A 19652-nucleotide genomic window follows, 5' to 3' on the forward strand; every position below is an offset into this window, starting at 1 on the left:
GTCCGCCCGAAACGGGGCTTGACGGAATGCACGGTCACTGCAGCGCGGAGGTGAGCCGTGCCAGGTTGTCGAGCACGGTGGAGCGCAGGGGCTGCTGCATCCATTCCTCGAGGGTCAGCTCCCTGCTCAACGACCGGTACTTGTCCTCGACCTCGCGCATCTCGGCGACGAACTCCTCGCCGCGGACGAGCATCGAGACCTCGAGGTTCAGGCCGAACGAGCGCATGTCCATGTTGCTCGACCCGATGACGGCCACCTCATCGTCGATGGTGAGGCTCTTCGTGTGGAGGATGTAGGGCTTCCGGTACATCCAGATCCGCACCCCCGCGCGCAGCAGCGCTTCGTAGTAGCTCCGCTGGGCGTGGTAGACCATCGCCTGGTCGCCCTCCTCGGAGACGAACAGCTGCACCTCGACACCGCGGTCGACGGCCGCGGTGACCGCGAGCAGCAGGGCCTCGTCCGGGACGAAGTAGGGACTGACGATCATGATCTGCTTCTTCGCCGCGTAGAGGAGCGCGAGGAACAGACGCAGGTTGTTCTCGACCTCGAAGCCGGGACCGGACGGCACCACCTGGCAGTCCAGGTCCCCCGATCCGATGTTGGCGTGAGAGATGTCGATCTCCTCCAGCACGACATCGGTCTCGCTGTACCAGTCGCTGAGGAAGATCGCGTTGACGCTCAACACCACCGGTCCGTCGAGCCTCACCATCAGATCGACCCAGTGCAGACCGCGCCGGATGTTCTTCGGCAGGTTGTAGGTGGAGTCGGTGATGTTCTGCGATCCCAGGAAGGCGATGTTGCCGTCCACGACGAGCAGCTTGCGGTGGTTGCGCAGATCAGGGCGCTGCATCTTGCCCTTGAGTGGCTGCACCGGAAGCATCAGATGCCACTCGGCGCCCATCTCGTTGAGACGGGCGATGGTCTGGCGGTAGCGGGGCTTGCCGCGGTTCGCCCAGTGGTCCAGGAGCACGCGGACGGCGACGCCCCGCGCCGCGACCTCTTCGAGGGCGCGGAAGAAGTTGTCCGTCGAGTCATCGGACTGCAGGATGTAGAACTCGACGTGCACGTAGTCCTGCGCCGTGCGGATGGCCTCCGCCATCTCGTCCAGCGATTCCTGGTAGTCGGAGATGAGGTGCGCGCCGTTGTCGCCGGAGAGCGGCAGAGCGCCGAGGCGCTGATTCATCTGCACGATGGGCCCGAACCAGGCGGGGGCGTTGGGCCGCAGCGTCCCGAAGTGCAGGTGCTCGCTGGTCTCGGCGATGTACTCGTTGATCTGCTCCTGCTTGCGGCGCCGTGCGCGCGGCAGACGGGGGTTCCCGATCAGCAGGAACAGGAAGACGCCGACCACCGGGATGAAGAAAACGGCAAGGAGCCAGGCCATCGCCGCGGTGGGACGGCGGTTGCGCGGGATGACGATGATCGCGGTGACGCGGATGATGATGTCGAGCACCAGCACGAAGGCGGCAATCCACCAGCCCCAGGACTCCGCGGTCATCACGCCCCCTCACCCACGCCGGGGATCGTCACCCCGAGGCGCACCGGAGCCGGCACGCTCGCTTCACAGTAGCGGATGGGGCGGACTCAGGCCCGCGGAGGCAGTCCGCGCGCGGCGCGTTCCTCGGCCTCGATCTGCGCGTGGACCTTCCGCTCCGTGCGGTCGAACCGGAGGATCCCGCGGAGCACGACGAAGAAGACGATGCTGACGCCGACCGTCGGCAGGAGCGACCATGCCGCGGCGAGCCAGAAGTTGTCCATACCTCCATCGTACGCGAGCGACTACTCATGCGCAGACGGCGCTTCTCAGGATTCTCATCCACATCGCTCCGCCCCCGCTCCGACGGAGACGGGGGCACGCGAACCTCTCCTCATGACAACCGTGCTCCGCGCCTCCGACTCCGCCCAGTTCCTCGGCATCGTGCCCGCCCTCGCAGGGTTCACGCCGCACGAGAGCATCGCCCTGCTCCCGTTCCACGGCAGCCGCAGCGACGGGGCGATGCGCCTCGATCTACCCGATGCTGCCGTTCCTCTCCTGCACTACGCCGCAGCGGCCGTCGAGTTGCTCGGCCGCGTCCCCGGTACCGATGCGCTGGCTGTGGTCGTATACACCGATGAACCACCCCAGACGACGCCCGATGGCCTCGTCCTCCCCCAAGCTGTGACGGTGGACACCCTTCTCGGATGCGCCGAGGAAGCGGGGTTGCGTACCGTCGAGGCCCTGTGTGTGACGCCCGAGGGATGGGCCCGCTACGACGACGAGGATCCGACGCTGTATCCCCTGTCGGACATCGTTACGCCGCCGGGTGGTTCCTCCCTCGGCGACGTCTCCGGCGATCAGTTCTCCGGCGCGGGGCTCCCGGCTGTCCAGGCCCCGGAGGAGGACCAGGTGGCACGCATCCTGCGCGGCCTCGACGCCGCCCTCGCGCCAGGGCAGGCCGACACCTCCGGTTCCGCAGAGCCGGAGGTGATCGCGGCGTGCGCGCTCCTCGACGACATCCCCGCCTTCCTCGAGTCCGTCGTCCATCACCACGACACTCTGCGGCCGTTCGACGCCGCAGCGCTCGTGTGGTGCCTCGGACGTCCGCCGGTGCGCGACGCGGCGATCGCCCAGTGGGCCACCGATCACCGTCAGGGCATTCGCACCATGGAGGCGCAGCTGGCTTTCGCCGCCTCCGGCACCAGGGTGCCCGACGACATCGGACGGGTGTTCCTCGGCCGCGGCCCCGCGCCGGACGGGGAGCGCCTCCGTGCAGCGCTGCACGCCGTCCGACATGCGACCGCCCTGGCCCCCCGGGCAGCACGCCCCGGCCCGCTCACGGTCGCGGCCTGGCTCTCCTGGGCGCTCGGCCGTGCCACGCACGCGAGTCGCTACCTCGACATGGCGAGAGAGATCGATCCGGGGTACAGCCTCGCGCTACTGCTGGACACCATGATGTGCGGCGCCGTTCTGCCGGAGTGGGCGTTCCGCGGGCGGGGCGGAGCGTGAGCGCCTCGCTTCTACTTGACCAGCGGGAAGAGGATGGTCTCGCGAATCCCGAGGCCGGTGATCGCCATCAGGAGTCGATCGATGCCCATCCCCATGCCCCCGGACGGCGGCATGCCGTGCTCGAGAGCCCGCAGGAACTCCTCGTCGATCGGCATGGCCTCGACATCGCCTCGCGCGGCGAGCTTCGCCTGCTCCACGAAGCGTTCGCGCTGGATGACGGGATCCACGAGCTCCGAGTAGCCGGTCGCCAGCTCGAAGCCCCGGATGTAGAGGTCCCACTTCTCCACGACGCCCTCGACGGACCGGTGTTCGCGCACGAGAGGCGACGTGTCGACGGGGAAGTCCATGACGAACGTCGGCCGCACGAGGTCACCCTTCACGAAGTGCTCCCAGAGCTCCTCGACGAGCTTCCCGTGCGTGGCCTGAGGCGGCACATCGACCCCGTTCGCCTCAGCGAAGGCGATCAGGTCGTCGACGGAGTCCGCGGGCGTGACCGTCCGACCGGAGGCGGCCGAGAGGGACTCGTACATCGAGATGCGGTCCCACTCACCGCCCAGGTCGTACTCGGTGCCGTCCGCCCAGGTGACCGTGGTCGACCCGGCGACGGCAACCGCAGCCTGCTGGACCAGTTCCTGCGTCAGGCCCGCCATCTGGTTGTAGTCGCCGTAGGCCTGGTAGGCCTCGAGCATCGCGAACTCCGGGCTGTGCGTCGAGTCGGCACCCTCGTTGCGGAAGTTCCGGTTGATCTCGAACACCCGCTCGATACCGCCGACGACCGCGCGCTTCAGGTACAGCTCCGGCGCGATGCGGAGGTAGAGCTCGGTGTCGAACGCATTGGAGTGGGTGACGAAGGGACGGGCGGACGCACCGCCGTGCTGCACCTGCAGCATCGGCGTCTCCACTTCGAGGTACCCGTGGGCAGCGAAGGTCGACCGCAGACTCGCGTTCACCGCCGCGCGCGCACGCACGGTCGTCCGCGCCTGCTCCCGCACGATCAGGTCGAGGTAGCGGCTGCGCACACGCCCCTCTTCGCTGAGCTCGGCGTAGGCGTTGGGCAGCGGGAGGATCGCCTTAGACGCGATGGCCCAGTCGTCCGCCATGATCGACAGCTCACCGCGGCGGCTGGAGATCACCTCACCATGCACGAAGACGTGGTCGCCGAGGTCGACGTACTCCTTCCAGTCCGCGAGCGACTCCTCGCCGACATTGGCGAGAGAGATCATCGCCTGGATGCGGGTGCCGTCGCCGGCCTGGAGCGTGGCGAAGCAGAGCTTGCCGGTGTTGCGGCTGAACACCACGCGCCCCGCGACGCCGACGACCACGCCGGTCTCGGCGCCGGGCTCGAGGTCGCCGTACTCCGCACGCAGCGCGGGGATGCTGTGTGTCACCGGTACCGCGACAGGGAAGGCTCCGCCGCCGGCGTCCGAGCGCTTCTCGATCAGACGCTCGCGCTTGGCGAGGCGGACGGCCTTCTGCTCGTGGATGTCCTCTTCGGTGGAAGGGGCGGCCGAGGCCGATTCGGGCGCGGCGGGCGCGTCAGTCATGTGCGGGGCTCCTTGGAAGTCCTCCCCAGTTTACCGAGATGGCGCGGGACGTCCTCGCCGCGCGGTGCGCTGGGTAGCCTCGAAGCATGGCCCCCACTCGGATCCTCCGTGCGAGCGCCGTCGTCGCTCTCGCCACCGTCCCTGTCCTCGCGCCGGAAGTCGCCGTCGCGGTGGCCCCGGCGACGCCGACGACCCTCGTCGCCGCCGCCGATGTGGATGAGTTCTCCTACGCCTCGTGGGACGCGGTGTACGACGTCGGGCTCGACGAGGACGGCCGGGCGCACATGCGGGTCACGGAGACGCTCGTCGCGCGATTCCCCGACGCCGACCAGAACCGCGGCATCGTGCGCGGCCTGGCGACGGCATACAAGAACGCTGACATCGACACCCGGGTGCTCGCGGTCACCGATGGAGACGGAGCCGCCGTCCCGTATGAGACCGACGAGGATGACGGGACCCTCTTCATCCTCACCGGCGACGACGACTTCGTCCACGGTCTCACCACCTACGTCATCGAGTACGAGATGCGCGACATCATCGTCGGGAGCGCACCCGACCCGTCCGGTTCTCGCGCCGCAGACGAGTTCTACTGGGATCTCCTCCCGCTCGACAGCACGCAACCGATCGAGACGTTCCGGGCCGACATCCGGTTCGATGCCGTGCTGACCGCCCATCTCACCGGCGCGACGAAGTGCTACATCGGCCCCTCCGGATCCACCGAGCCCTGCGACCTGGAGGGACCGATCACGGACGGAGAAGCCGCTTCCTTCCACGTCGAAGCCGGGCCTCTACCCGCCGCGGACGGGGTGACGGTGGCCGTCGGCTTCGATCCCGGCACAGTGACTCAGCCGGCCGCCCGCCTGCCCGATCCCGTCGCCGACCTCGGGCCGGTGCTCGCTGCTGCCGGTGCCGTGGGCCTGTCCGCGATCGGATGGGCAGTCGCCGTGGGCGCCGCCCGACGTCGGCGTCGCGCCACCGGGATCATCGTGGCGCAGTACGACGTCCCCGACGACCAGCCTCCCCTTCTCGCGGCCGCGCTCCTCCCTGGCGCCAAGAACGTGGTGCCCGCCCAGATCGTGCACCTCGCCGTCCGCGGCGCCCTGCGCATCGAGGAAGGCGCGTCAGCCGATGCGCCCCGGCTGCGACGACAGCCCCACGCCAGCGCGCCGAGCCCCCTCGATCAGGCTGCGCTCGACGCGCTCTTCCTCCACGCGGGTGCGGACGGCGTCGTGGACCTGCCGACCGAGAGCGAGGCCTTCGCGACACGGATGACCGCGCTGACGACGAAGGGTCACGAAGAGGCCGCCCGCCGGGGTCTGACGACCAGGGTGCGCAGCCGCGCGGCCGTCATCCTGCAGTCCGTGGCGATCGCCCTCGCCGTGGCGGGTCTCGTCGTCGCCATCATCGCCGTGGCATCCGGACGACTGTCCGCCGGCCCCGCGCTTCTGGCGATCTCCGTCGGGACACTGCTCGTCGCGGCCTCGAGCTTCTTCACCTTCTCGCGGCACACGGTCCTGACGCCGGAAGGTGCGCAGGCGTACGAGCATCTGCAGGGGGTGCGCGAGTTCATCCGGGTCGCGGAGGAGGATCGGTTGCGGATGCTGCAGTCCTACACCGGCGCGGAACGGCGCACCGAGGAGGGGGCGGACGTCATCCATGTGTACGAGCGCCTCCTCCCCTTCGCGATGCTGTTCGGCATGGAGGACGAGTGGGGCCGGGTGCTGGAGAGTGCCTACAGCCGGGAGGCGCACGGCCCGACCTGGATCGGCGACCCCACGTCCTTCGCTCTCCGCACGTCGCTCGTGGCGTTCATGAGCTCCTCCACGGCGGCCGCGACCTACTCGGCCCCGTCCACCGGCACCTCGTCCGCTACCGGCGGCTCGTTCGGCGGCGGGTTCTCCGGGGGCGGGGGCGGAGGCGGCTTCTCCGGCGGTCGCTGAGTCCGAGACGCCGCGCCGGGAAGGCGATCAGACGAGCGGCGGCGGTTCCGAGGCGTCGCGCAGCGCCCGCTCGACCGTCGACTGCACCAGAGCCGACAGGAAGCCACCCGGGTTCTCGACCCCGATCTCACGGAGCCGCGAGGTCGACTGGCCGATGATCGAGCGGGAGAACTCCGTGGCCGTGGCGATCGCATCGGCATAGGCGGGGCGGTCGGCCTCGGCGATGACGACCGGTTCGCACCCCATCTCCACGGCCAGCGCCTGGGCGATCGGGAGCACGGCGGCAGGAGCGGTGACCGCCGCGAATCCCGCCTGCAACTGTCGGAGATCGATCGAGGTCCCGGTGAAGGTGATCGCGGGATGCACCGCCAGCGGGATGGCACCGCGCTCCGCCGCCGGACGCAGGACCTCGATGCCCTGTGCCGGATCGGTGTGCAGGACGAGCTGGCCGATCTGCCACCCGCCCAGCTCCGCGATGCCCGAGACGAGGGCCGGCAGCTCGGCGGAGGGGACCGCGAGGATCACCAGTTCGGCACGCCGCACGACCTCCTGGGTGTCCAGCACCGGCACGCCGGGGAGCACAACGGATGCGCGCTCGTCGTCCGATCCGCTCGTGATCCCGACGATCGCGTGCCCGGCTCCGGCCAATGCCGCGCCGATCACCGGACCGACGCGCCCGGCCCCGACGATGCCGACGCCGAGGCGCCCGTCGCGCACCACTCTCACTCCTCGCGCGACGTGTCCGGTCGCGCCGGCGGGGTGGGTGGAGGGGTCGGACCGGTCGGCGCCGGAGAGGTCGAGGGGGCAGCCGTCTGCGGCGGTGGCGGCGCGACGGGCGGAGCGGGCGGCGGAGCGACCGGAGGCGCCGTGACCGGTGGGACCGGCGGCGGCGTCACCGGAGGAGTCCGGACGGGCGGGACCGGCGGAGTCGCCGAACCCGGAACACCGGTCGGCGGAGCAGGCGGCGCGAACGGAGCCGGCGGAGCGGGCGGAGCGGGCGGAGCGGATGCCGCCCCTCCGAACGCGGGAGACGCCGGCGTCGCAGGACCACCGAACACCGGCGGAGCGGGCGGCGCCACCGGGTCTCCGGTCGCGGCGTGCTCGCTCCAGCGATGGGTGTGATCCCGGGATGCCGCCTCGGCTGCGGCGACGCTGACCTCGTTGAGCAGCGCGAGCGCATCGGCCCGCTCGAGCCCGGAGAGGAGGCCGGTGATCGGCCCCGGCACGGTGTGCACCTGCGCGCCGGAGACTCCCTGCGCCCGGTCGATGGGCCCCTGGCTCAGCGACACGCCCTGGAGACGCGCGAGCGGGAAGACCGCGAGCTTCCGCCACACGATGCCGCGGCGCAGCAGCAGGCCGTCCGTCGTCACGGTGTATCCGTGACGCTTCCAGGAGAACGGTCGCCGCCACCAGGCCCGGCGCGGCATCGTCCGGTAGGGGTCGGCGTCGGTCGGACCGACGACGCCCTGGTCCCACAGCGCGGGGATGCTCTCGGCCGGCACGTCGGGGAGCACGAGCGACAGCACCCGCTCCACATCCGCGCGCTTGCCGACCGGGAGCACGACGTTGAACTGCTGGCCGCTGCTCGACGACTGCTGCGCGGCGCTCTTGCCGCTCATCCGGTTGATCTTGATGGTCCACCAGCCGAACGGCCGCCAGAGCAGGGACTGCGACACCTCGACCGCGAAGATGCGGCCCGGCGGAAGGGTCTCGGTGACGGTGGTGAGCAGCCCGTAGGTGATGCGCACGCCGTCGGGGGTGGGCGCGATGGAGTAGCGCAGCGACTTGGAGATCTGCGCCCACGTGATACCGACCACGGCGATGACCATGGGAACGCCCATGCCGAGACCGATGCCGAGGAGGACGATCCCGCCGTCGGGATCGCCGTCGACGAGGATGCCGATGAGGGTGCTGCCGATCGCGATCGCGAAGATCACGCCGAAGAACACCAGCCACAGCAGCCCGGAGATCAGCTGCGAGCCGATCAGCCGGCCGGCCGGGATCTTGACGACGCTCTCGGGGACGACATCCTGCAGGTCCACACCGGCGAGCAGGCCGTTGACGCCCTCGTTCATCGAGCCGACGAGCTGTGCCCGGGCCGAAGCCGGAGCGGTCCCGCCCGGCGTCGCTGCGCCCTCCGGGTTCGACGCCGCCTGCCGAGCGGCCCGCGCCCCGGAGGCAAGGCGCAGGATCTCGGCGCGCACCCCTTCGGCGCGCGGCGTCGCCAGGTACTCGAGCGCGACGTTCGCATCCGTGCCCGCGCCGACGACCTCGAGCTTCGCGAGGCCGATGATGCGTGCCGGGAACGGCCGCGTGAGGTTCACACCCTGCACGCGGTCGAGGGGCGCACGGCGATGGGAACGGAAGATGATGCCCTTGCGCACCTCGACATGGTCGCCGGTGATGCGGAACTGCTGGAAGCGCCAGACGAACCAGAAGATCGCCACGAGCACCACGACGAGCGCCAGGACACCCAGCAGCGCGATCAGGGCGAAGTTGTTCGCGAGCACCCAGTCCACCGGGTCGCCGCCGGTGTAGTCGTCGTAGTGCGCCTCCTCGGGCGCGAACTGCCCGACGAGCCAGGCGATGACGCGGTCACGCATGTTCGCGATCACGATGCCGCCGACGATGATGAGCGCCAGGCCGCCCTTGAAGAGCGGCGTGAGCGGATGCATCCGGTGCCATTCACCGTCCGCGAGGTGCGTCGACGGCGTGCCCGCGGAGGTCTGCCCGGGCGCGGCCGTGGGGAGCTGCGGCTCGCTCACAGGCCGGTCCGGCGGGTCTCGGCGACCTGGATGAGCGTGTCGCGCAGCGCCTCGGCCGCCGCCTGGGTGAGGCCCGGGATCTGCACGCCGGTGGTCGCCGCCGCGGTGACCATCTTGAGCTGGGAGATGCCGAACGCCCGGTCGAGAGGCCCCTGGGTGATGTCGACGAGCTGCATGCGACCGTACGGAACCGCGATCATGCGCTGCCAAAGGATGCCCTTGCGGAACACGATGTCGTCCGCCCGCAGCATGTAGCCGATCGCCCGCGCCTGACGGGGGAGGATGACCAGCGTCACGAGGGTGATGAGGATGATGACCCCCGCCGGGATCCACACCCAGTCCTGTTCGAGCACGATGTTCAGCACGACGGCCGCCGCCACGACGAGCGCCAGCACGATGACGTTCTGCACGATCTGCGACACCACGTAGCGCGGCGAGATCTGGTGCCAGGTGCCGTCGAGCTCGAGGCGGGCCTCGTTGCGCGCCGTGCGCAGGCCCGTGTAGGTGCCCTGGTCGAGGGCGCCGAGGTCAGTGCCCTCCGCCGGGTTCAGGGGCGCGGTCTCTGGGTTCTGAGTCATCAGGATCCTTCGGCAGGGTGCAGAACTGTTCGGCGACGAGAGCGGCGATGGCGAGCACGACCGCACTCGCGATCAGCGCCACCATGGCCACAGTCGACCCTATCGGGGGATCGATGGGGCGCGTGAGGAGGAAGGCCAGCAGTCCGGCGCCGAAGCCCGCCAGGATCGCCCCCAGCAGACTGGACGCCCGCGCGAGGGTCGCGGCCCGGAGGGCACGGAACGGGTCGATGCGCACCCCGGAGCGGACGCTGCGCCGCACCGGCCAGGCCACCCCGAGCGACGCGCCGGCGATGAGGACGAGCAGCACCGGGAGGAAGAGGGACGGCGTGAACGTGGCCCGCCCCGTCGCCGTGAGCATCTGGTCGAGGAGGAAGCCGGCTCCGGCGCCGACGAGCGCGAGGACGGCGAGAAGTCCGGCGGAGGTGCGCTTCATCCCTCGCCTCGCGCGCGAAGGTCCGCCGCCAGATCGGCGACCCGGCCGCGCCCCACGAGCTCGGCGTCGGAGTCGACGTCGAGCCACGGCTCCAGGACGAACAGCCGCTCCGCCGCCCGCGGATGGGGCAGCTGGATACGGGGGTCGTCCGAGACGACGTCGCCGTAGGCGATGAGGTCGAGGTCGAGGGTGCGATCGCCCCACCGCTCGCCGCGCACACGGCCGTTCTCGTCCTCGATGGCGTGCAGCATGCCGAGGAGGATCTCGGGAGCGAGCCGGGTGGTCACCAGCGCCACGGCGTTCACATACCCGGGGGCGTCCGGATCGGGGCCGTCCACGCGGAGCGCCACCGTCTCGAACAGGCGCGACAGGCGCACGTCCGAGACGAGCGGCAGCCGGCCGATGCGCGCGACCGCGGCGCGGATCGTCTCCTCGCGGTCTCCGAGATTGGCGCCGAGCGCGACGACCGCCACCGTCTCGGGGCGCGGAGCTCGGGGGCCCGGCACCTCCGGCGGGCGTGTGAGGTTGCGGCTCATGTGGTGATGTCCTCCAGCGACTCCGGAGCCCGCGTCCGATGCACCGTCACGGCCACGTCGTCGAACGTCAGGGCGATCGGCGCCTGCGGCTTGTGCACCGTGACGGTCACCTGCTGCACGCGGCGGTCGCCGAGGGCGACGTCCGCGATCCGCTCGGCCAGGGTCTCGATGAGGTTCACCGGCTCCCCCGCGACGACGGCGGCTACCCGCTCTGCGAGCTCGCCGTAGTGCACGGTGTCGGCCACGTCGTCGGACGCGGCGGCCTGTTCGAGGGAGAGCCGCAACCGGAGGTCGACCGTGAACTCCTGTCCGTTCTCCCGCTCGTGCGGGTAGACGCCGTGGTGGCCGAACACGGTCAGCCCTGTCAGCACGATCTCGTCGAGGAAGTCCATGCCTCTAGGGTACGGCGACGCTCCGACCTCGCACTCAGCCTTCCCAGGCGCGGGTGATCGCGAGGGCGTCGCGGGTGGCCGCGACGTCGTGCACGCGCACCGCCCAGGCGCCGGCGCGCATCGCGAGCGCACTCGTCACCGCGGTGGCCAGATCCCGGCGCTCCTCGGAGACGCCGTCACCGCCCGGCGCCGCCTCCTGCAGCACGTCGGCGAGGAAGCGCTTGCGCGACGTCCCGACCAGCACGCGGAAGCCGAGACCCACGATCTCGTCGAGGCCCCGCAGCACGTCCCAGTTCTGGGCACCGGCCTTGGCGAACCCGATACCGGGGTCGACGATCAGGCGGGAGGGTGCGATCCCGGCGGCCGCCGCCTCGCCGATGCGCTCGCGCAGTTCGCCGGCCACCTCTCGGGCGACGCGGCGGTAATCGGCGTTCGCGTACATGTCGGCGGAGAAGCCCCGCCAGTGCCCGATCGCGAAATCGGCGCCCGACTCCGCCACGGCGGCGCGCATGTCGGGGTCGGCCAGTCCGCCGGAGACGTCGTTGACGATGCGCGCTCCCGCGCGCACGGCTGCTGCGGCGGTCGACGCGTTGAGCGTGTCGATGCTGACGACGGCGCCGGCCGCCGCGAGCTGTTCGACGACCGGGAGAACGCGGCGCTGTTCCTCGTCCGCCCCGACGCGTTCTGCGCCCGGCCGGGTCGACTCGCCCCCGACGTCGAGGACGGACGCCCCTTCCGCGCGCAGGCGAAGGCCGTGGGCGACCGCGCGGTCCGCGTCGAGATACCGCCCGCCGTCGCTGAACGAGTCGGGGGTGACGTTGACGATGCCCCAGATACCGGTCATGCGCGCGACGTCCCGACCCCCGGCACGGTCATGCCGATCAGGGTCACCAGCTCCGCGCGTGCCACGGGATCCGTGTAGACCCCGCGCGCCGCGATGGTCAGCGTCGACGCCTCGGTCTGCCGTCCGCCCCGCATCGTCACGCAGCCGTGGCTGGCATCGAGCACGACGAGCACGCCGCGCGCGTCGAGGTTCTCGGCGATCGTGTCGGCGATCTGCTCCCCCAGCCGCTCCTGCACCTGCGGCCGCGCGGCGAGGATCTCCACGACGCGCACGAGCGCACCGAGACCGACGACCTGCTCGCCCGGAAGGTAGGCGATGTGCGCGTGCCCTGCGAAGGGCAGGAGGTGGTGCTCGCACACCGAGCGGAAGCGGATGTCGCGCAGCAGCACCGCGCCGGACGGCAGGGTGTCCGGCGCCGGCCCGCGGGTCACGCTGATGGTGTGGGCGAGCGGCTCGGCGGGATCCTCGCCCACCCCGGCGAAGAACTCCGCGTAGAGCTCGGCCATCCGGGAGGGCGTCTGCTTGATCCCCGGACGATCGGGGTCCTCGCCGATCGCCTCCAGGAGTTCCCTGGTGAGCCGCTCGACGCGTCCCTTGTCGACGGTCACGTCACGCCGTCGCGGGACGAGGGTTGCCCGCTCCGGCGGAGCCCTGCTGCGGACGCGGCGGGGCCGTCGGCGCCTCGACGGAGGCGGCGAGCGAGACGTCCTTCTTCGGGACCTCGATCGGCGGCCGCTCCGAGACCGGGCGGTCCTCGCTGGACAGCCACAGCGGACGCTCGGGGAGCTTCTTCACCTCGGTGAAGATCTCCGCGATGCGGTTGTGGTCGAGGGTCTCCTCTTCAAGGAGCGCGAGGGCGAGACGGTCGAGGATGTCCCGGTTCTCGCTGAGCACCGCGTACGCCTCGTTGTGCGCCTGCTCGATGAGCGCGCGCACCTCGGCGTCGACGCGCTCCGCGACCTTCTCGGAGTATTCGCGGCCACGGCCCATGTCGCGCGCGACGAACATGTCGCCGCCCTCCGTGCCGAGCTTGACCGGACCGACCTGCGTCGTCATGCCGTACTCGATGACCATCTTGCGGGCGATCGAGGTCGCCTTCTCGATGTCGTTCGACGCACCGGTGGTGGGGTCGTGGAAGACGAGCTCCTCGGCGACGCGACCGCCCATGGCGTAGGTGAGCTGGTCCTGCAGTTCGTTGCGGGTCACGGAGTACTTGTCGTCCAGCGGCAGCACCATCGTGTAGCCGAGCGCCTTGCCGCGCGGCAGGATCGTGATCTTCGTCACGGGGTCGGTGTAGTTCATCGCCGCCGCCGCGAGCGCGTGTCCGCCCTCGTGGTAGGCCGTGATGAGCTTCTCCTTGTCCTTCATCACGCGAGTGCGACGCTGCGGGCCGGCGATCACGCGGTCGATGGCCTCGTCGAGGGCGCGGTTGTCGATGAGCTGCGCGTTCGAGCGGGCCGTGAGCAGCGCGGCCTCGTTGAGCACGTTCGCCAGGTCGGCACCGGTGAAGCCGGGGGTCTTGCGGGCGACGACCTCGAGGTCGACGTTCTTCGACAGCGGCTTGCCCTTGCTGTGCACCTCGAGGATCTTCTGGCGGCCCTTGAGGTCGGGGGCGTCGACACCGATCTGGCGGTCGAAACGGCCGGGGCGCAACAGCGCGGGGTCGAGGATGTCGGGACGGTTGGTGGCCGCGATCACGATGACGTTCGCGTTCGGGTCGAAGCCGTCCATCTCGACGAGCATCTGGTTCAGCGTCTGCTCGCGCTCGTCGTTGCCGCCGCCCATGCCGGCGCCGCGGTGACGGCCGACGGCGTCGATCTCGTCGATGAAGATGATGGCCGGAGCGTTCTCCTTGGCCTGACTGAACAGGTCGCGCACGCGGGAGGCGCCGACGCCGACGAACATCTCGACGAAGTCGGAACCGGAGATCGAGTAGAACGGAGCTCCGGCCTCACCGGCGACGGCGCGGGCGAGGAGGGTCTTTCCGGTTCCGGGAGGGCCGTACAGCAGCACGCCCTTCGGGATGCGGGCGCCGATGGCCTGGAACTTCGCCGGGTCCTGCAGGAACTCCTTGATCTCGTGGAGCTCCTCGATGGCCTCGTCGGCACCGGCGACGTCGGCGAAGGTGACCGTCGGGGTCTCCTTGTTGACGAGCTTGGCCTTGGACTTGCCGAACTGCATGACCTTGCCGCCTCCGCCCTGCATGGAGGACAGGAGCCACCAGAACAGCAGACCGAGCAGCACGAGGGGAAGCAGCAGGGAGAGGAAGCCGTCGAACCAGGTCGCACGCGGCACGGCGTCGTTGAAGCCGTCCTTCGGAGCGGCCGCATCGATCGCGGCGACCACCTCGTCGGCGCGGGCCTCGACGTAGTAGAACTGGACGTTCTCGGAGCCCTCGAACGGCTTCGACAGCGTCATGTCCACGCGCTGATCGCCGTCGGTGGTGGTGACCTCGGTCACGGTCTTGCCGGAGAGGAGCTCGAGCCCCTCCTGCGTCGTGATCTGCTTCGGCGCGCCGAGGTTCGAGATCAGCAGGAATCCGCCGAAGAGCAGCACGCCGATCAGAGCGACGTAGATCAGCGGATTGCGGGTGAGCTTCTTCACATCCATGGTCGGATCAGCGTATCGCCTCCGTGCTAGGGGGCCGCTGTGCGTTCACCCACGGCGCAACGCCCCGACGTTGGGTCGCTGGACCTGTCGAAGCGTCAGCTGTAGACGTGGGGCGCCAGCACGGCGACGTCGCGGAGGTTGCGGTAGCGCTCGGCGTAGTCGAGCCCGTAGCCGACGACGAATTCCACGGGGATGTCGAAGCCGACGTACTTGCAGTCGATCTCGACCTTCGCGGCCTCCGGCTTGCGCAGCAGAGCCAGGACCTCGATCGACTCCGCGCCACGGGACCCGAAGTTCTCCAGGAGCCAGCTCAGCGTGAGGCCGGAGTCGATGATGTCCTCGACGATGAGCACGTGCTTGCCGTGCAGGTCGGTGTCGAGGTCCTTCCGGATCTGCACGACACCGCTCGACTTCGTGCTGGCGCCGTAGCTCGACACTGCCATCCAGTCCATCGGCGCGTGGAACGGCAGCGCGCGCGCGAAGTCCGCCATGACCATGACCGCGCCTTTCAGCACGCCGACGAGGATGAGGTCCTTGCCCTCGTAATCCTTCGCGACCTGCGCCGCGAGCTCGTCGAGCTTGGCGTGGATCTCCTCCTCGGTGACGAGGATCTGTGCAAGGTCGTCCTGGATCTCCGCGGCGCGCATGGATCGATTTTAGGCGATGCGGCCGTGTGCTCCGTTCGCGCGCGTGCCTCCCCTGCGCGGGCGGCACCGCACTACTCTGACGGTGACGCGGGCGGACGCCCCGACGGAAGGAGATCCCCATGGCGACTCACGACATCCTCAGCCAGGTCCCCCTCGACGACATCGCGCAGAAGCTCGGAGTGTCGCGCGACGAGGCCAAGGTCGCGGTCGAGCAGGGCGGCGCCGTGCTGCTCGGCGGGCTGGCCAGGAACGCGGAGAGCTCCGAGGGGTCGGCGGCCATCGAGAAGGCTCTCGGCAAGCACCGCGGTGCGTCGAGCCCGGCGACGGTCGACGACATCGATCAGGAGGACGGCGAGAAGATCGTCTCCCACATCCTCGGAGGGAAGGAGAAGGAGGTCACGAAGGAGCTGACGGAGTCGAAGGCGACCCCGGGCATCGACTTCGGAAAGCTCCTCCCCATCCTCGCGCCGATCGTGATGGGCCTCATCGCCAACGCGACGAAGGACAAGACGGCGAAGGCGGACGCGGGCACGGAGGGCTCCGGCGGGATCGGCGACGTCATCGGCGGCATCCTCGGCGGCGGCGACTCCGGCTCCGGCGGCGGGCTGAGTGATGTGCTGGGTGGCCTCCTCGGCGGCGGCAAGAGCGGCTCCGGCGGCGGCATCGACCTCGGCGGAATCCTCGGCGGCCTCTTCGGCGGCAAGAAGTAGGACGTGACGCCGCCGCGGTCCGCGATTCAGCGGGTCGCGGCGGTGAACACGATCCGGCCGCCCTGGCGCACGGCGGCGCACCCCGGCAGGTCGATCGGCCCTTGACCCGACCAGTCGGTCACGAGGCGGGCGACCTCGATCGTCTGCGTGCGGCTCAGGCTCGCCCCGAACTCGCTGTCGACCACGAGCCGGATGATGCGGTTGCGCAGCGCCGCGGGGTTGGCGGCGAGCGCGGCGACGCTCACCGAGATGCCGGCCTCGGCGTGCTCGACGATGTCCTCGATCGTCTCGTGGATCATCTCGTCGAACGCCTCCGCATCCTCCCGGAGCTGCTCGGCGGTGCGGGCCAGTGCCTCGGCGATGCCTGGGCCGAGCTGCGCCTCCAGCACCGGGAGCACGTGGCGACGCACCCGCACCCGCGTGTAGCGGTCGTCGGTGTTGTGCGGGTCGTCCCAGGGCTGCAGCTCCGCCGCGGCGCAGAACGCACGGGTGACTTCGCGGCGCACGCCGAGCAGCGGGCGCAGCCACCGGAGGCCGTCCTCGTCCTCCCGCTCCGGCGCCATGCCCTGCAGGCTCGTCGCCCCGGAGCCGCGCGCGAGCCCGAGCAGGACGGTCTCCGCCTGGTCGTCGAGGGTGTGTCCGAGCAGGACTGCCCGCGCGCCGATGTCGCCCGCCGCGTCCTGGAGCGCGCGGTACCGCGCATCCCGCGCGGCCGCCTCCGGCCCGCCGTCGCCGTCGACCTCGACGCGGACGACGAGCGCCTCGAGCCCGAGCCGTCCGGCGACGCGAGCCGTCTCGGCGGCGACCTCGGCCGACCCGTCCTGCAGGCCGTGATCGACCGTCACCGCGGTCGCACGCACCCCGCGTTTCGCGGCCTCGAACGCGGTGGCCGCCGCCAGTGCGAGCGAGTCGGCACCGCCGGACACCGCGACGACGACGGTCGAGCCCTCCGGCAGATCGGCGAGCGCGGTGCGCACGGCGAGGCGGATCTCGGCGACGGCGGGGTCGAGGGAAGGCATCCCTCCACGCTAGGGCACCGTCTCGTCCGTCACGGTCGGATCCGCGACCCCCGAGTAGGCTGGTCGGCGGCATCCAACCGATCTTCCTGAGGAGCACACGCATGGGCGCACACGACGCCGTCATCGAGATCCCGCGCGGCAGCCGCGTGAAGTACGAGGTCGACCACGAGACCGGGCGAGTGCACCTCGACCGCGTGCTCTACACGACCTTCGGCTACCCGGCCGACTACGGCTACTTCGACAACACGCTCGGCGAGGATGGCGACCCGCTCGACGTGCTGGTGCTCCTCGACCACCAGATCTACCCCGGCGTCGTCGTCGAGGTCCGCCCGGTCGCCGTGCTGAAGATGAGCGACGAGGCCGGTGGGGACGACAAGCTCGTCGCCGTGCTCTCCAAGGACCCGCGCTGGGCCCACATCCAGGACATCGACGACATCGCCGAGTACACGAAGAAGGAGATCGCGCACTTCTTCGAGCACTACAAGGACCTCGAGCCCAACAAGTGGGTCAAGGTCGACGAGTGGGGCAACGCCGCCGAGGCGCAGCGTATCCTCGACGAGGCCATCGTCCGCTTCGGCGAGCAGGGCCACTGACCCCACCGGAGTCGCTGACCTCTGGGGCGCTGAGCCTTTCGAAGCGAAGACCCCCGGACGCCAGGCGTCCGGGGGTCTTCTGCTGTCCAGCCGTCCGTCAGACGGAGATGCCCTTGCTCGCCATGAAGTCGATGGGGTTCGTGTACCGGCCGTTGATGTAGACCTCGAAGTGCAGGTGGCAGCCGAAGGAGCCGCCGGTGTTGCCCGCATACGCGATGACCTGGCCGGCGCGCACCCACTGGCCGTTCCGGACCGCGAAGCCGCCGGGCTTGATGTGCGCGTAGCCGGTGGCGATACCGCCGCCGTGCTGGATCCGGACGTAGTTGCCGTACCCGCCGTTGTAGAACGCGGCGTCGACAGTGCCCGAGTGGGCGGCGTAGATCGCCGCGCCGCAGCCGTTCGCGAGGTCGACGCCGTAGTGCCAGCTCGACGAGCAGCCGTTGGCGTTGCACTGCTGCGAGCGGGGGCCGTAACCGGAGCTGCGGTAGCCGCCGTGCGGACGCACCCAGCCGCCGCTTCCCGGGGTCCCGCCGCCGCCGCTGTTCCCCCCGGCGTTCGCGGCGGCCTCGGCGGCTTCGCGGCGCTTACGCTCCTTTTCGCGCTCCTCGACGCCCTTCTGGTAGCCGGCGACGGTGGTCGCGGTGGTGTCCTTCAGCGCGGCGAGCTGCGCCTGCATCGTGGCGAGGTTGGAGGACTGCTCGTCGAGCGCGGCCTGCGCGGCGTCTGCGGCCTGCTGCGCCGCGACCATCTTCTCCTCGGCGATCTTCTGGAGCCGGTCGCGCTCGTCCCGGGCGACGACCGCCTGGTCGCTGAGCGACTGGGCGGAGTTCCGCGCGGCGACCGCGTCGTTGTAGACGGTCTGGTTGTACTCGAGGAGCTTGTCCATCGACCCGAGGCGGGCGAGGAGCTCGTCGGCGTTGGCTGCGGAGCCCGCGAAGAACAGCTCCAGCGAGGTGTCGTCGCCGCCGTTGCGGTAGAGCTGCGCGGCGACCTGACCGGCCTTGCGGGCGGATTCGTCGGCGACGGCGGCTTGCGCGTCCGCCTTCTCCTGCAGCGAATCGGCCTCGGCGATCGCGGCGAAGTAGGCCTGCTGCGCGTTGTAGAACTCGGTCGAGGCGACCTCGGCGGCGGCCTGCGTCTCGGAGACCTTCTGCGTGAGGGACTGGATCAGTCCCTCGATGCGCTTCACCTCTGCGGCCTTGGAGGCCTCGTTCTGCTTGGCCTTCTGCACGTCGTCCCAGCTCGGGTACGACGCGGCGTGGGCGGCCGTGACTCCGGACGAGATGCCGAACGCGCTGAGGGCGACGACGCTGAGCGCGCCGAGTCCGAGAGCGCCGCGGCGGCTGATGCCGTCGCCGAAGAGGGTGCGTCGCTCCGTCGGGGTGGGCGCACACCCGCAGTCCGCGGATGCCGCGAGTGCCGCATCCTGCGTGGTCTTGTCGTTCACACGGCCCCTTCCGCCGGTTTCACAGATGCCACAGTAACAACAACCTTCACACCAGCACCAGACTCCCGGAGCGCCGGAAACGGCGCCTCCGCACCCTCCATGGTCTCGCTCGAACACGCCCGGGGGAAGCGCGTTCCGGGCTCGATTCGCGATTTGCCCGGATGATCCTTTATGCTTGAGCGTCGGCAAGGAAGTCCCCCGGGACTGACTCGGCCCCATCGTTTAGCGGCCTAGGACGCCGCCCTTTCACGGCGGTAGCACGGGTTCGAATCCCGTTGGGGTCACTCCATCCGATACAATTGAAAACACCAGTATGGCCCTGTAGCGCAGTTGGTTAGCGTGCCGCCCTGTCACGGCGGAGGTCGCGGGTTCAAGTCCCGTCAGGGTCGCTCCGTGCGACGAGCTCTTTCTTCGGAGAGGGCTCTTCGTCTAGGACGCGGCAGCATGATCGCCGCGCGGCTCTGTAGCTCAGTTGGTAGAGCGTTCGACTGAAAATCGAAAGGTCACCGGATCGATGCCGGTCGGAGCCACTGGAACCCTCGCGTAGCTTCTACATCGCGGGGGTTCTTTTATGCGCTTATCAGGGTTTTTCCGCGTCAGCGACTGCCTCC

Annotated in this window: 19 protein-coding genes and 3 tRNA genes; 7 read left to right on the forward strand and 15 right to left on the reverse strand. The window is 70.2% G+C overall.

Annotated elements, in window-relative coordinates:
- Positions 1-34: 34 nt before the first annotated feature.
- On the reverse strand, positions 35-1495 hold the full coding sequence (gene cls, locus BK819_RS01900) for a cardiolipin synthase (RefSeq protein WP_071327664.1): 1461 nt from the start codon (positions 1493-1495) through the stop codon (positions 35-37).
- 86 nt (positions 1496-1581) lie between these two features.
- Positions 1582-1755, reverse strand: coding sequence for a hypothetical protein (locus BK819_RS16715; protein ID WP_167627854.1), 174 nt, complete (start codon positions 1753-1755; stop codon positions 1582-1584).
- A 112-nt stretch (positions 1756-1867) separates the two neighbouring features.
- Between BK819_RS16715 and BK819_RS01905 the strand changes: the two genes are divergently transcribed.
- Positions 1868-2983 (forward strand): DUF4192 family protein, encoded by a 1116-nt coding sequence (locus BK819_RS01905; RefSeq protein WP_071327665.1) that lies wholly within the window; start codon positions 1868-1870, stop codon positions 2981-2983.
- An 11-nt stretch (positions 2984-2994) separates the two neighbouring features.
- Here the strand turns inward: BK819_RS01905 and lysS are convergent, their stop codons facing one another.
- Positions 2995-4527 (reverse strand): lysine--tRNA ligase, encoded by a 1533-nt coding sequence (gene lysS / locus BK819_RS01910; RefSeq protein ID WP_071327666.1) that lies wholly within the window; start codon positions 4525-4527, stop codon positions 2995-2997.
- Between the two features lie 86 nt (positions 4528-4613).
- On the opposite strand from lysS, the gene BK819_RS01915 reads away from it, so the two are divergent.
- Complete coding sequence (locus BK819_RS01915; protein WP_071327667.1) at positions 4614-6467, forward strand: DUF2207 domain-containing protein; 1854 nt, start codon at positions 4614-4616, stop codon at positions 6465-6467.
- Positions 6468-6494: 27 nt separating this feature from the next.
- Here the strand turns inward: BK819_RS01915 and BK819_RS01920 are convergent, their stop codons facing one another.
- The 10 genes from BK819_RS01920 to hpt form a co-directional block, all read right to left on the reverse strand.
- On the reverse strand, positions 6495-7187 hold the full coding sequence (locus BK819_RS01920; protein WP_071327668.1) for a DUF2520 domain-containing protein: 693 nt from the start codon (positions 7185-7187) through the stop codon (positions 6495-6497).
- Between the two features lie 2 nt (positions 7188-7189).
- Positions 7190-9232, reverse strand: a complete 2043-nt coding sequence (locus BK819_RS01925) for a PH domain-containing protein (RefSeq protein WP_071327669.1) — start codon at positions 9230-9232, stop codon at positions 7190-7192.
- A complete protein-coding gene (locus BK819_RS01930) occupies positions 9229-9810 on the reverse strand; it encodes a PH domain-containing protein (protein ID WP_071327670.1) in 582 nt (193 codons plus the stop codon). The genes BK819_RS01925 and BK819_RS01930 overlap by 4 nt, the downstream gene beginning before the upstream one ends.
- Entirely contained in the window at positions 9761-10243 is a 483-nt protein-coding gene (locus BK819_RS01935; RefSeq protein ID WP_071327671.1) for a DUF3180 domain-containing protein, read from the reverse strand. The genes BK819_RS01930 and BK819_RS01935 overlap by 50 nt, the downstream gene beginning before the upstream one ends.
- On the reverse strand, positions 10240-10779 hold the full coding sequence (gene folK / locus BK819_RS01940; RefSeq protein ID WP_071327672.1) for a 2-amino-4-hydroxy-6-hydroxymethyldihydropteridine diphosphokinase: 540 nt from the start codon (positions 10777-10779) through the stop codon (positions 10240-10242). Before folK ends, BK819_RS01935 begins: the two co-directional genes overlap by 4 nt.
- A complete protein-coding gene (gene folB, locus BK819_RS01945) occupies positions 10776-11171 on the reverse strand; it encodes a dihydroneopterin aldolase (protein WP_071327673.1) in 396 nt (131 codons plus the stop codon). The genes folK and folB overlap by 4 nt, the downstream gene beginning before the upstream one ends.
- Positions 11172-11205: 34 nt before the next feature.
- Positions 11206-12015 (reverse strand): dihydropteroate synthase, encoded by an 810-nt coding sequence (gene folP, locus BK819_RS01950; RefSeq protein WP_071327674.1) that lies wholly within the window; start codon positions 12013-12015, stop codon positions 11206-11208.
- On the reverse strand, positions 12012-12623 hold the full coding sequence (folE, locus tag BK819_RS01955) for a GTP cyclohydrolase I (RefSeq protein ID WP_071327675.1): 612 nt from the start codon (positions 12621-12623) through the stop codon (positions 12012-12014). The genes folP and folE overlap by 4 nt, the downstream gene beginning before the upstream one ends.
- Before the next feature lies 1 nt (position 12624).
- On the reverse strand, positions 12625-14625 hold the full coding sequence (gene ftsH, locus BK819_RS01960; RefSeq protein WP_071327676.1) for an ATP-dependent zinc metalloprotease FtsH: 2001 nt from the start codon (positions 14623-14625) through the stop codon (positions 12625-12627).
- A 95-nt stretch (positions 14626-14720) separates the two neighbouring features.
- Complete coding sequence (gene hpt, locus BK819_RS01965; protein ID WP_071327677.1) at positions 14721-15272, reverse strand: hypoxanthine phosphoribosyltransferase; 552 nt, start codon at positions 15270-15272, stop codon at positions 14721-14723.
- A 119-nt stretch (positions 15273-15391) separates the two neighbouring features.
- Here hpt and BK819_RS01970 point away from each other — a divergent pair, with 119 nt between their 5' ends.
- Entirely contained in the window at positions 15392-15982 is a 591-nt protein-coding gene (locus BK819_RS01970) for a DUF937 domain-containing protein (protein ID WP_071327678.1), read from the forward strand.
- A 26-nt stretch (positions 15983-16008) separates the two neighbouring features.
- On the opposite strand, the gene tilS is transcribed toward BK819_RS01970, so the two are convergent.
- Positions 16009-17001, reverse strand: coding sequence for a tRNA lysidine(34) synthetase TilS (gene tilS, locus BK819_RS01975; RefSeq protein WP_071327679.1), 993 nt, complete (start codon positions 16999-17001; stop codon positions 16009-16011).
- Between the two features lie 101 nt (positions 17002-17102).
- On the opposite strand from tilS, the gene BK819_RS01980 reads away from it, so the two are divergent.
- A complete protein-coding gene (locus BK819_RS01980) occupies positions 17103-17594 on the forward strand; it encodes an inorganic diphosphatase (protein WP_071327680.1) in 492 nt (163 codons plus the stop codon).
- A gap of 97 nt (positions 17595-17691) precedes the next feature.
- Here the strand turns inward: BK819_RS01980 and BK819_RS01985 are convergent, their stop codons facing one another.
- Positions 17692-19041 (reverse strand): M23 family metallopeptidase, encoded by a 1350-nt coding sequence (locus BK819_RS01985; RefSeq protein WP_071327681.1) that lies wholly within the window; start codon positions 19039-19041, stop codon positions 17692-17694.
- Positions 19042-19252: 211 nt separating this feature from the next.
- Here BK819_RS01985 and BK819_RS01990 point away from each other — a divergent pair.
- From BK819_RS01990 to BK819_RS02000, 3 genes are all read left to right on the forward strand, one after another.
- Positions 19253-19325: transfer RNA gene (locus BK819_RS01990), tRNA-Glu, on the forward strand.
- Positions 19326-19356: 31 nt separating this feature from the next.
- A tRNA-Asp gene (locus BK819_RS01995) sits at positions 19357-19430 on the forward strand.
- A gap of 68 nt (positions 19431-19498) precedes the next feature.
- Positions 19499-19571, forward strand: a tRNA-Phe gene (locus BK819_RS02000).
- Positions 19572-19652 lie beyond the last annotated feature (81 nt).

Origin of the sequence: Microbacterium sp. LCT-H2 (assembly GCF_001866135.1) — a bacterium.
In the GTDB taxonomy this organism is placed as follows: Bacteria; Actinomycetota; Actinomycetes; order Actinomycetales; family Microbacteriaceae; genus Microbacterium.